This window comes from Streptomyces sp. NPDC002690 (genome assembly GCF_053592415.1).
Window position 1 is genome coordinate 17,287 of sequence record NZ_JBSFVR010000060.1, and the last position, 10,691, is coordinate 27,977.

At 73.4% G+C, this 10,691-nt stretch carries 8 protein-coding genes and 1 pseudogene; 1 reads left to right on the plus strand and 8 read right to left on the minus strand.

The window, feature by feature from the left end; genetic code table 11:
* The first annotated feature begins 22 nt into the window (after positions 1-22).
* Positions 23-232 carry a hypothetical protein gene (locus ACWD3D_RS11070; RefSeq protein ID WP_451460603.1) on the plus strand — a complete coding sequence of 70 codons (210 nt, stop codon included), beginning with the start codon at positions 23-25 and terminating at the stop codon, positions 230-232.
* Positions 233-260: 28 nt separating this feature from the next.
* On the opposite strand, the gene ACWD3D_RS11075 is transcribed toward ACWD3D_RS11070, so the two are convergent.
* From ACWD3D_RS11075 to ACWD3D_RS11110, 8 genes and pseudogenes are all read right to left on the minus strand, one after another.
* Complete coding sequence (locus ACWD3D_RS11075; RefSeq protein ID WP_451460604.1) at positions 261-1,550, minus strand: MFS transporter; 1,290 nt, start codon at positions 1,548-1,550, stop codon at positions 261-263.
* 121 nt (positions 1,551-1,671) lie between these two features.
* On the minus strand, positions 1,672-2,034 hold the full coding sequence (locus ACWD3D_RS11080; protein WP_451460605.1) for a hypothetical protein: 363 nt from the start codon (positions 2,032-2,034) through the stop codon (positions 1,672-1,674).
* Positions 2,031-3,323, minus strand: a complete 1,293-nt coding sequence (locus ACWD3D_RS11085) for a glutamate synthase-related protein (RefSeq protein WP_451460606.1) — start codon at positions 3,321-3,323, stop codon at positions 2,031-2,033. Before ACWD3D_RS11085 ends, ACWD3D_RS11080 begins: the two co-directional genes overlap by 4 nt.
* Entirely contained in the window at positions 3,320-4,324 is a 1,005-nt protein-coding gene (locus ACWD3D_RS11090; RefSeq protein WP_451460607.1) for an asparagine synthetase A, read from the minus strand. The genes ACWD3D_RS11085 and ACWD3D_RS11090 overlap by 4 nt, the downstream gene beginning before the upstream one ends.
* A 167-nt stretch (positions 4,325-4,491) precedes the next feature.
* The gene (locus tag ACWD3D_RS11095) at positions 4,492-5,799 is read right to left on the minus strand and encodes a methylaspartate mutase (RefSeq protein ID WP_451460608.1); all 1,308 of its coding nucleotides are present in this window, start codon (positions 5,797-5,799) and stop codon (positions 4,492-4,494) included.
* Entirely contained in the window at positions 5,796-6,212 is a 417-nt protein-coding gene (locus ACWD3D_RS11100; protein WP_451460609.1) for a cobalamin B12-binding domain-containing protein, read from the minus strand. Before ACWD3D_RS11100 ends, ACWD3D_RS11095 begins: the two co-directional genes overlap by 4 nt.
* Before the next feature lie 257 nt (positions 6,213-6,469).
* Complete coding sequence (locus ACWD3D_RS11105; protein WP_451460610.1) at positions 6,470-6,685, minus strand: MbtH family protein; 216 nt, start codon at positions 6,683-6,685, stop codon at positions 6,470-6,472.
* Positions 6,682-10,599 (minus strand): annotated as a pseudogene (locus ACWD3D_RS11110) (non-ribosomal peptide synthetase); the annotation flags it as partial. The gene ACWD3D_RS11105 and the pseudogene ACWD3D_RS11110, both read right to left, overlap by 4 nt.
* Between the last annotated feature and the right edge of the window lie 92 nt (positions 10,600-10,691).

The window sequence follows — 10,691 nt, forward strand, 5'->3', positions numbered from 1 at the left end:
GCCGGACGATCGCCCGGAGTTCGTGTGCCGCCGTATCGCCCCGGCCGCTCCGGCGGGATACGGCGGCGGGGCGAAGGCGGTCGGATACGGCGGCGGGGCGAAGGCGGTCGGATACGGCGGCGGGGCGAAAGCGGTCGGATACGGCGGCGGGGCGAAGGCGGTCGGATACGGCGGCGGGGCGAAGGCGGTCGGATACGGCGGCGGGGCGAAGGCGGTCGTGGGCGGGCGGTGAATCCGGTTCGAGGACCCGCCCGGCCGCCTCACACGGCCGTGGCGGTGGGCTCGGCGGACACGGGGACCTCCGTCGTCCCGGGGGCCTTCCGTGCCACGGGGGAGCGCAGGGCGAGGGTGGCGGCCACCGGTGAGAACAGGGCGACCACCGCGCAGAGCAGCCAGGTTCCGGTCACGCCCAGAGTCGTGGAGATCGAACTGAAGAAGGCGAGCGACAGGGGCGCGGCCCCGATGCTGGAGAGGGAGAAGGTGGACATCGCGGCACCCAGCCGGCCCTCGGGGACGGCCTGTTGGTACGCGGTGACCAGGGCCGGGCCGTTCAGTCCGGAGAAGAGGCCGGCGGCGCACGCCGTGACGGCCAACAGGGCGGGTGAGGGGACCAGTGCCATGGAGCCCAGGCCGACGGCGAGCCCGGTGCCGGTGACCATGAGCTTGACCGGGACCGGGATGCGGTGGGCGAGCGCGGCGCCCACCGCCGCCGACGCCAGGGCGCCGGCACTGAAGGCGGTCAGGGCCGCGGCGACGGAGCCGATGCCCCAGCCCTCGCCGGAGACGCGCAGCGGCAGGGCTACCTCGGCCGGCCACAGGAAGGAGAAGTCCATGCAGAAACAGGCGATGAACATCCAGCGCAGCCTGGGGTGAGCGCCCAGCAGCAGGAGACCGTCGCCGGAACGGCGCAGCAGTGAGGGGCCCGCGCCGGAGCGGCGGTCGGGGCGGGTCATGCCACGGGTGACGTGGAAGGCGCAGAACAGCCACACGGCGCATCCGCCGGCCGAGACGAGCATGACGTGGGACAGGCTGCCCGCCACCACCAGCCAGGCTCCGAGCGGTGATCCGGCGATCGGAGCAAGCCGCATCACCATGGAGAAAAGGGAGTTGGCACGGCCCAGGTGCTCCTGAGGGGCCAGACCGGTCAGCAGGACGCCGGAGGCGGGGCCGGTCAGGCCGAGCAGCGAGCCCTCCACCACGGCGACGACGATCAGTGGCCAAAGGCTGTCGGCGCTCGCGGCGATCAGGGCACCGACGGCGAGGACGACGAGCCGGGTGGCGGTGGCGCGCAGCAGTACGGCACGCGGGCCGAGGCTGTCGGCGAGTGCGCCGCCGAACAGCAGCATCAGCGCGCGCGGAAGCGTGGAGGCGAGGATCACGACGGTGACGGCGCCTCGCCCGCCGATCTGGACCGCCGTCCAGCTCATCGCGATGATCAGGGCGAAGCTTCCGCACTGTACGGCGGCTTGGCCGGTGACGAAGCTGCCGATGCGCCGCCAGTCCGGTGCGGGAGCCGCGCCGGAGGACGGGGTGGAGGGGTTGGTTGTCATGGGTCGGCTTTCTGGGGGAGGGCGCGCAGCGCGGCGGACGGGCCTGACGGTGGTGCGGGGACGCCGGTGGTGCGGTGGTGCGGGGGTGAGGGGGTGAGGGGGCCCGGACGGGGCGGGCGGTTCAGGCGGGGCGGCGGGTGGCGCGGACGGTGACGCCGGTGTCGTCGCCGCGCAGGGTGGCGGTGACGGCCAGGGCGACCGCGCGGCCGACGGCGTGATGCAGCGACCGGCGGCCGCGCGCACCGCGTACGCCACCCGGGGTGCGCAGCTCCAGATGGCCGCCGAGGTAGCCCCGGCCCTCTTCGGTGAGGGCGCGCTCGGCGGCGCGGCGGGCGGTGTCGGACAGGGTGTCCCGGCCTTCCCCGTCTCCGTGTTCGCCGCCCGAGCCGTCGGCAGGGGGTGCCACGGTGACGCCGGGCGTTTCCCGTACCAGGAAACGGGCCTGGACGGTGCGGCCGCGCGTGCGGTGCGGCCGGGCGGTCACGTCGTCGCTCCGGCGGCCGCCTGGCCGGTGGCGAAGGGCGCCCGTGCGTCGTAGGAACCCTCGGGCCACCACAGGTCCTCGTGGTCCAGCGCGGTGACGGTGTACTTGCCCAGGGCGCTGATCAGCAGGCGCAGTTCGAGCGCGATGCTCTCGACGAGACGTTCCAGGCCGTGTCGGGGGTCCTCGTGGACGGCGATCAGGGCGGCGCGGCCCAGGCCGACGGCCCTGGCCCCGAGGGCGAGGGCGCGCAGGGCGCGTCCGCCCTCCCACATGCCCCCGCTGGCGAGCAGGCAGCCGTCGGGGCGGCCGATCCGGCGCAGGCACTCGGAGAGCGGCAGCCCGACCTGGTCGAGGAAGACCCGGGGGGCCCAGCCGGTGCCGCCCTCGGCACCGTCGACGGTGACGGCGTCGGCTCCGGCAGCCCAGGCGACGCGGGCGGCGTTCCCGATGTCCCGTCCCGGGTGGAACTTCACCCAGGCGCGGGCCCTCGGGAAGTTGTTCCGCATGAAGCGCAGTTGCTGCCGCAGGATCTCGTCGGTGAAGGTGCCGGGCGTGGCGCACCGCAGGCGGCGGTCGTCGTCCTCGCCGAACGGCGCGGTGACGGTGAACCGGCCCGCCAGTTGCTCGGCCTCCGCGCCCGAGACGACGGTCATGCCGCCGAGACCGGGCTTGGCGCCCTGTCCGGTTTTCAACTCGAAGGCCAGGCGCCCGGATTCGAGCAGCGGGCGGGTGGCGGGGTCGCTGTAGAGGAGGTTCCAGACCTCGGAGTCGGCGTCCTCGGTGGACTGCTGCACGACGATCCCGCCGACACCCTCGGGCGCGGCGCCGAGGTAGGCCTCGACGCGGTCGAGGAGCGCGGAGCGCGTGGCCTTTCCGCCGCGCCGGTAGCCGTGGACGGGCACCATGTTCTCCCCGACGACCATGGGGATGCCGAGCCGGCCCGCCTGACGCGAGGCGTGGAGGGCGAGGTCGCCGCTGCCCGCACGGGTGGAGCCGAACGCGGACAGGTACAGCGGCAGCGAGGCGTTGAAGCCGCCGGTCCGGGTGGTCAGGTCGACATCGCCGTACTCGGGCTCGCGGGCGAGGTCGATGAGCTTCTCGAGCCGTTCGGGCATGAAGACGGGCGGGGTGACGCGGGCCCGGTCGAGTGCGTCGCCGGCGACCCCGGAGGCGGGGCCGAAGAGCTCGGCGCCGTAGGAGTCGGGATCCGGGAAGACCTCGGCGGTGCCGCGCCGGGCGCGGGCGCGGATCGGCCCTTCCGGGAAGCCTGGTGCGGTGAGGTCGCTCACGGGGCCACCACCCCGGGCAGCTTCGGGTAAGCGCTGACCTGCCAAAGGGAGTCGAGGCCGGTGAGGAAGCGGACCAAGCGCTGCAGGCCCATGCCGAATCCGGCGCTGGCCGGGATGCCCTCGCGTGCTTCCTTCAGGTACCAGGCGTACTTGGCGGGATTCTCCCCGCTCTCCCGCATCCGCGTGACGATGGTCGCGTAGTCCGACTCACGCTCGCTGCCCGAGACCAGCTCACCGTAGCCGTGCGGGGCTATGAGGTCGAAGTTGCGCAGAACTCCGGGACGGTCGGGGTCCTCACGGTCGTAGAAGCCGCGGGAACCCTTGGGGTAGTCGTCGATGAAGAAGGGGCGGTCGCTCTCCAGGGAGAGAAGCCGTTCGCCGGTCCAGTCGATCTCGCTGTCCGGGCTCTGCGGGTGACCGGCGCCGAGCAGGCGGGCGACGGCTTCCTGATGGGTGCACACGTCGTACTTGCCGCTGCGGATGTCGGCGAAGTCGGCTTCGCGGCGCCCGAGTCCGGTGAGGATGTCGGGGACGGCCGTCCACACGTGCTCGACGACGTGGGTGAGCAGTCCGGCGGCGACCTCCTGGGCGTCCTCGCGGCGGGCGTCGGCGATCTCGACGTCGATCTGGTGGAACTCCACCAGGTGCCGACCGGTGGTGGCGGTTTCCTCGGGCTCCACGCGCACGTTGGGGGCGATGTAGAAGAGCTTCGGGAAACCGCGCAGGGACGCCTGCTTGTAGAGGATGGCACTGGTCATCAACTTGTACGGGTGCCCGTAGTAGTCGACGTCCAGAGCCTTCGCGCCCCGGCCGCCCGGGTCGGTGACGGGGCCGACGAGCGGGGGCAGCAGCTCGGTGAAGCCCGACTGCCGCAGGTGATCGCGGGTCGCCTGCAGAACCTCCTGCTGCACGAGCATGGCGGCGCGCAGTCGCGGGGAGCGCAGGTGTTCGCCGAGCGGAGGCGGCAAGGCGGGGCCGGTGGGCTGCGGGGCGTTGTCCATGACAGGTCTCCTGTTCGTGGCACGTGGCGGGACGGATGTGGCGGGAAGGATGCGGCGGGACGGATGTGGTGTGGCGGATGCGGCGGGAAAACCGTGGCGAGGGGCTGCGGGCATGGCCGCCGGCCGCGCCGGGACGCCGCGGACGGGCGGTCAGGTCGGGCGGGCGGTCAGGTCGGGCGGGGCGTCAGGCGGTCGGGCGTCCGGACGGCCACGGGGCCGTGGGGCGCCCGGTCGTAACGCACGGCCACGTGGTGGAGGGCGGTGAGCAGGCCGTCGGCGGTGAGCGGGGCGAGGTCGTCCGGGGCGTCGGGGCGGATCGGCATGGCGCCGGTGTCCGACCAGCGCAGGCGGCCGTCGGCGCCGATGACGCTGCGGGAGCGGCCGGCGTTGTCGGGGTGGAGGCAGAACGGCACGTCGAGCAGGCCCCGTTCGAAGGCGATCGGCAGCGCACGGGCCAGGTCGTGGTGGAGGTCGAGTACGGCCTCCACCAGGGTGCGGGCCTCTTCGTAGACCTCGCTCCGGGCGTCGTGCTCGACCGGGGCCGACGGGCCGGCGAGCGCCGCGGCCGCGGCAGCGGTCTCCAGGGCGCGGACGTTCTCGTCGACGGTGGGGATGCGGCGGGATTCGGCGGTCGTCTTGACGAGGAGCCGCTGCGCCCCGGACCGCAGCGCGAGACGGGCGGACGCCTCCAGAAGACGGGTCGCCCCTCGCTCGGTGCGCGGGTAGACACCCATGTACGTGTAGAGAACGACGTGGTGGTCCACACCGGCCGGCAGGAGCTCGCCGGCCAGCCTCCGCAGCGCCCGTACGGCCTCCTCGTCCTGGCCCGGGTCGGTCTGCTGCGCGTAGCTCAACGAGACGCTGCGCAGGCCGTGCTGGGCGAAGAACAGGCACTCCAGCACGCTCATGGCGACCAGCAGCCCGGGCGGGCAGAGCTGGCCCAGCAGACAGCCGCCGAAGGTCTCCAGATGCGGGACGGAGCCGGGGCGGGCACTCGCGGCAAGGAACTCGCACCCCTCGGCCCAGGCCGCGACGGACTCCCGCAGCGGGGTACGGCCGTAGGGCAGGCAGTACGAGACGGGGCCGCCCTCGGTCGCGTCCAGACCCGCCGCGACCAGGGCCCGGACGATGTTCTGCGGACGGGCCGAACCGTGGCGGACCTGGATGGGGAAGGCCGCGTCGTGGAGACCGTCGAGCAGGTCCCGGGTGACGGCGAGCGGGTGGGTGACGAGGGGATAGCCGTTGAGCCGGGTGCCTTCGGCGAGGGCGGCGCGGGCTCCGGCGAGGTCGCCGACGCGGGTGTAACTGTCGATGGTGAGCGTGCCGACGGTCGTCGCGGTGGCGGCTCTGGTCCGCGCCAGACCGGTGCGCATGGTCTCCGGGTCGCCGAATCCCATGCGCGGCTGGACGACCAGCCGTCCGGCGGCGGCGGAGTCCGCGACGAACGCGCCGAAGGGACGCGGGCCGTCGTTCATGCCGCCGCCGCCCGGGCCCGGTCCGCGAGGAAGACGCACAGCGCCTCCAGGTCGTCGGGGCCGTCCCCGAGGACGGCGTCGCAGCCCGCTTCGCGCAGCCGGGCCGCTTCGGGCCCGTGGCAGTGGCCGACGACGCCGAGCTTGCCGCCGACGGCCACCGGCAGTGCGGCCAGGTCCGGTTCGGAGCGCAGCCGGCGCACGGCGGCGAGGGCGTCCCGGTAACCGTGGCCGTTGACGCTGCTGAGCACGACCGCGTCGGGGCTGTGCTGACGGCAGGCGGCCGTGAGCAGGCCGGGACTCGCGCAGGGGCCCAGCGTGACTACGTCGTGCCCCCGCTCCTCCAGGAACAGCCAGAGGTATACGAGGTTCCAGGTGTGGGAGTCCGAAGCGGTTCCGCTCAGGAGTATCTTCATGCCTTCGACGATATTTCCGCGGACGCTTCCCGGGAGGAAGTCCAGCGGCAGAAACGGGCGGCAGTTTCCCCGCCCCGACTTCGTACGGAAGGTCTCCCCTCGGCCTTCGTCTCCCGGGCCGCGCTCCACGGTTTCCCTTTCTCGTGCCTTTCTCTCGTCGTTTCCCCTTGCCCTGTCCGTCATTTCTCGTGAGGCATGCGAGAAAATGCCGCGCCCCGCAGGATCTGCGGGGCGCGGCACCGGGTGGCGGGGAACTGTCAGGCGTACTGGGCGACCAGGCTCCGGGGGCGGATGTCGGTCCAGTTGGCGGTGATGTACTCCAGTGCTCCGGAACGGTCTCCGGCTCCCCACACGCTGGTCCAGCCGGCCGGGACGTCCGCGAACGCGGGCCACAGGGCGTGCTGGCCCTCGTCGTTCACCACGACGTGGAAGGTGCCCTCGGAGTCGTCGAAGGGGTTCACGTTGTCGCTCATGAATAACTCCTCGTTTCGTTTTCCCGCAGGTTCTTTTCCTGCAGTGCGGAGAGTTTCTCCGCGATGATTCTTCCGATGTGCGCGAGAGGTTCTTCCTCGGCCATCCGGAGATGGTCGAATTCCACGGTGTGGTTCTCGACCGTGCCCTCCAGGAACGCGTTCCAGGTGGCGGCCAGCGCGCCCTCCGGTTCGCCGGGTCTGCGGGCCGTGAAGAAGACCGCACCGGTGTCGGCGACGCCGGGCGTGTGCCGGGACATGAGGGCCGCGTGGGTCTCGGAGGCGCGCAGCACGGCCCGCACCTCCTCGGTGCTGAAGCCGCCGAGGACGGGGTCCTCGCGGCGCACGCGTTCCACCGCCGCCGGCATGTCGTCCTCGTGGAGCGTCCCGGAGGCCGTCGCCCGTTCCTCGGGCGGCAGGACCGACACGCTGCCGGGGCCGGTCTGGTGCACGTCCATCAGTGCCAGGAGCTCGACCCGCTGACCGGCCGCGCGCAGCCGCACGGCCATGGTGTGGGCGACGATGCCGCCGAACGACCAGCCGAGCAACCGGTACGGCCCCCAGGGCTGGACCTGCCGGACGCGCTCCAGGTAGTCGTCGGCCATCTCCTCGACGCTGCGCGGGCGGTGGCCGGGTTCGCTGAGTGCGCGGGCCTGGAGCGCGTACAGCGGCTGGTCCTCGCCGAGGTGACGGGCGAGACCGGCGTAGGACCAGCCCACCCCGGTGCCGGGGTGCACGCAGAACAGCGGGCGCCGGGAGCCGCGGTCGCTGAGCGGGAGCAGGACGTCCATGGCGCCGGCCGTGCCGTCGTGGTCGAGCGAGCCGAGCAGCCCGGCCGGGGTGGGGGAGCGGAACAGGTCGCGCACGGTCCGGTCGATGCCCAGTACGGAGCGCACCCGGCTCACCAGGCGTACGCCGAGCAGCGAATGACCGCCCAGGGCGAAGAAGTTGTCGTCCAGGCCGGCTCTCGGGACCCCCAGGATCTCGGCGAACAGCCCGCACAGCACCTCCTCCCGGGCGTTGCGCGGCGCGCGGTGGGACGCGGCCGGGCGGTCCGGTGCGGGCAGCGCCCGGCGGTCCGGTTTGCCGTTGACGGTCAGCGGGAGGGCGTCCAGGACGACCACCGCGGAAGGCACCAGGTGTCCGGGCAGCGAGGTGCGGGCCAGGGTGAGGAGTTCCGCCTCCGTGACCGTGCTCCCGGCGCGGGGTACGGCGTACCCGACGAGGCTCCGGTCGCCGGGGCGGTCCTCCCGGACGACGACGAGGGCCTGACCGACCGAGGGGTGGGCGGCCAGCGCGTGCTCCACCTCTCCGGGCTCGATCCGCACCCCGCGCAGCTTGACCTGGCCGTCCGCGCGGCCCAGGAACCGCAGCTCGCCGGCGGGCGTCCACACCACGCGGTCGCCCGTCCGGTACATCCGGCTGCCGTCCGCCTCGAACGGGTCGGGGACGAACCGCTCGGCGGTCAGGTCGGGGCGGCCGAGGTAGCCGCGTGCCACGTGTGAGCCGGCGATGTACAACTCGCCCGGCACCCCCGGCGGAACGGGCCGCAACGACGCGTCGAGCACGTGGCTGCGGGTGTTGTCCATCGGGCGGCCCAGGTGCAGACCGCTGTCGCCGAGGGCGCTCCGGCCTCCGGTGAGCCACTGGTTGTGCGAGGCGAAGGTCGTCTCCGTCGGCCCGTACGAGTGGACCAGTACCGTGTCCGGGCAGTGCGTCAGGACCCGCTGGGCGGCGGTCGGCGACGCGACGTCGCCGCCCGTCCACACCTCCCGCAGCAGCCGGAGCGTGTCCAGCGCCTCGTCGGCCATCACGTGGAACAGGCCCACCGTGAAGTAGGCGGCGGTGACTCCGTGTTCACGGACGGCACGGTCGGTCTCGGCGAGGTCGGTGCCGTCGCCCCGCATGATCACCAGACTGCCGCCGTTCAGGAGCGGCACCCAGATCTCGAAGACGGAGGCGTCGAAACCGGTCGCCGAGTGGACCAGCATCCGGCCGGCCCCACCGGCCGCGGTGTCACGGTCCGCGGCGAGTTCGGTCACGTTGCGGTGGGTGACGCCCACGCCCTTGGGGCGACCGGTCGATCCGGACGTGAACATCACGTACATCAGGTCGTCGCCGCCGACCTCCACGTCCCGCCGCTCCACGGGCCCGGTCTCCGTGCCGGGCCCGTCGATCAGGAGCACCGGCGGGGCGGAACTCCCGGGCGGCGCCACCGTTCCCGCGTGTTCGGCGACCGTGGCGACGAGGCGGACCTCCGCGTCCTCGGTCATCGTCCTGATGCGGGCGGCGGGCAGACCCGGGTCCAGCGGCAGGTAGGCGGCACCGCACTTGAGGACGGCGAGTGCCGTCACCACCAGCGGTACGCCACGCTCCAGCAGCACCCCGACGACGTCACCCGCACACACCCCGGCCGCCGTCAGCCGGGCGGACAAGCCGGCCGCACGGGCTTCGAGTTCGCCGTAGGAGACGTTCTCCCCGTCGCCGATCAGGGCGGGCGCGGCCGGTGTGAGCAGGGCCCGGCGGGCGATCGCCCCGTGGACGGTGGACCGGTCCCGTGTCGGAGTGGCCGTGTCGTTGTACTCCGTGACCAGCCGGAACCGTTCGGCGTCGGTGAGCAGGTCCACGTCGCCGACGCGCACCCCGGGGTCGGCGGCGACGACGCGCAGCAGCCGCTCGACGTGCGCCGCGAGCAGGACGGCCGTCGCGGAGTCGAACAGGTCGGTGGCGTACTCCAGACCGCCCGTGAGACCGGCCGGACGGCCCTCGTCGTCCTGTCGCTCCGACAGGGCCAGCGTCAGGTCGAACTTGGTGGACAGCGTTTCCAGTGCGGCCGGTTCGGCCCGCGGTGCCGGGCCGTCACCGACGCGTGCGGTGTAGTCGTGGTGGAGCTGCACGACGATCTGGGCGAGCGGGTGGTGGGCGGTGCTGCGCTCCGGGTTGAGGTGCTCGACGATCCGGTCGAAGGGGATGCTCTGGTGGGCGTAGGCGGCGAGGTCGGTGTCGCGGACCCGTTCCAGGAGTTCGGCGAAGGCCGGGTCGCCGGAGGTGTCGGTGCGCAGGACGAGGGTGTTGACGAAGAAGCCGACCAGATCGCTCAGGGCCTCGTCGTCGCGTCCCGCCGTCATGGTGGCGAGCGGCAGATCGGTGCCCGCGCCGTGCCGGGTGAGGACGGCGGCGAGGGCGGCCTGCAGGACCATGAACAGGGTGGCGCCGCCGCGCCGGGCCATCTCCTCCAGCGCCCGGTGGGTGTCCGCGTCGATGGAGAGCGGGGCATGGCCGCCCCTGTGGGTGGCCTCCGCCGGACGCGGACGGGCGGCCGGCAGCTGGAGGACCCTCGGGGCTCCGGCGAGCGCCCGTTCCCAGTACGCGAGGTGTTCCCGGGCCGCCGGGCCGTCGAGCAGCTCCTGCTGCCAGAGGGTGTAGTCGGCGTACTGGACGGGGAGCGGCTCCCAGTCCGGTGCGCGGCCCCCGGCCCTGGCGGCACAGGCGGTGGCCAGGTCGGCCAGGAGAGGACCGGTGGACCAGCCGTCGGCGGCGATGTGGTGGACGAGCAGGACCAGGGCTTGGCCGCCGCCGTCGTCCGGGCCGATCAGGGCGGCCCGCAGCGGGATCTCCTCGGCGAGGTCGAAGACATGCCCGGCGGCGGCGGCGACCGCGGCCTGGAACCGCGTCGCGGGCACGGTGCGGACGTCGAGCACGGGCCGCGCGGCGTCGAGGATCTCCTGGTGCGGTTCGCCCCCGACCGACGGGTAGCGGGTACGCAGCACCTCGTGGCGCTCCGTCAGGTCGGTGAGGGCCGCCGCCAGGACATCGGGGTCGAGGGGTTCGGCGGGACGCAGTACCAACGGGATGTTGTAGGAGGCGCTGGGACCTTCGAGCGTGTCGATGAACCAGAGCCGGCGCTGCGCGTACGAGCCCGCGCCTCGCCCGTCGCCTCCTCCGCGCACCGTGGACACCCCCTGAGGGCTGTCCCGCAATCCCTGGTGGGTGCGCGACGACAGCTACG

Bases quoted from the DNA above. Each gene is read 5' to 3' on its own strand.
- ACWD3D_RS11075 (WP_451460604.1), bottom strand. From the start codon at position 1,550: ATGACAACCAACCCCTCCACCCCGTCCTCCGGCGCGGCTCCCGCACCG.
- ACWD3D_RS11090 (WP_451460607.1), bottom strand. From the start codon at position 4,324: ATGGACAACGCCCCGCAGCCCACCGGCCCCGCCTTGCCGCCTCCGCTC.
- ACWD3D_RS11095 (WP_451460608.1), bottom strand. From the start codon at position 5,799: ATGAACGACGGCCCGCGTCCCTTCGGCGCGTTCGTCGCGGACTCCGCC.
- ACWD3D_RS11100 (WP_451460609.1), bottom strand. From the start codon at position 6,212: ATGAAGATACTCCTGAGCGGAACCGCTTCGGACTCCCACACCTGGAAC.
- ACWD3D_RS11105 (WP_451460610.1), bottom strand. From the start codon at position 6,685: ATGAGCGACAACGTGAACCCCTTCGACGACTCCGAGGGCACCTTCCAC.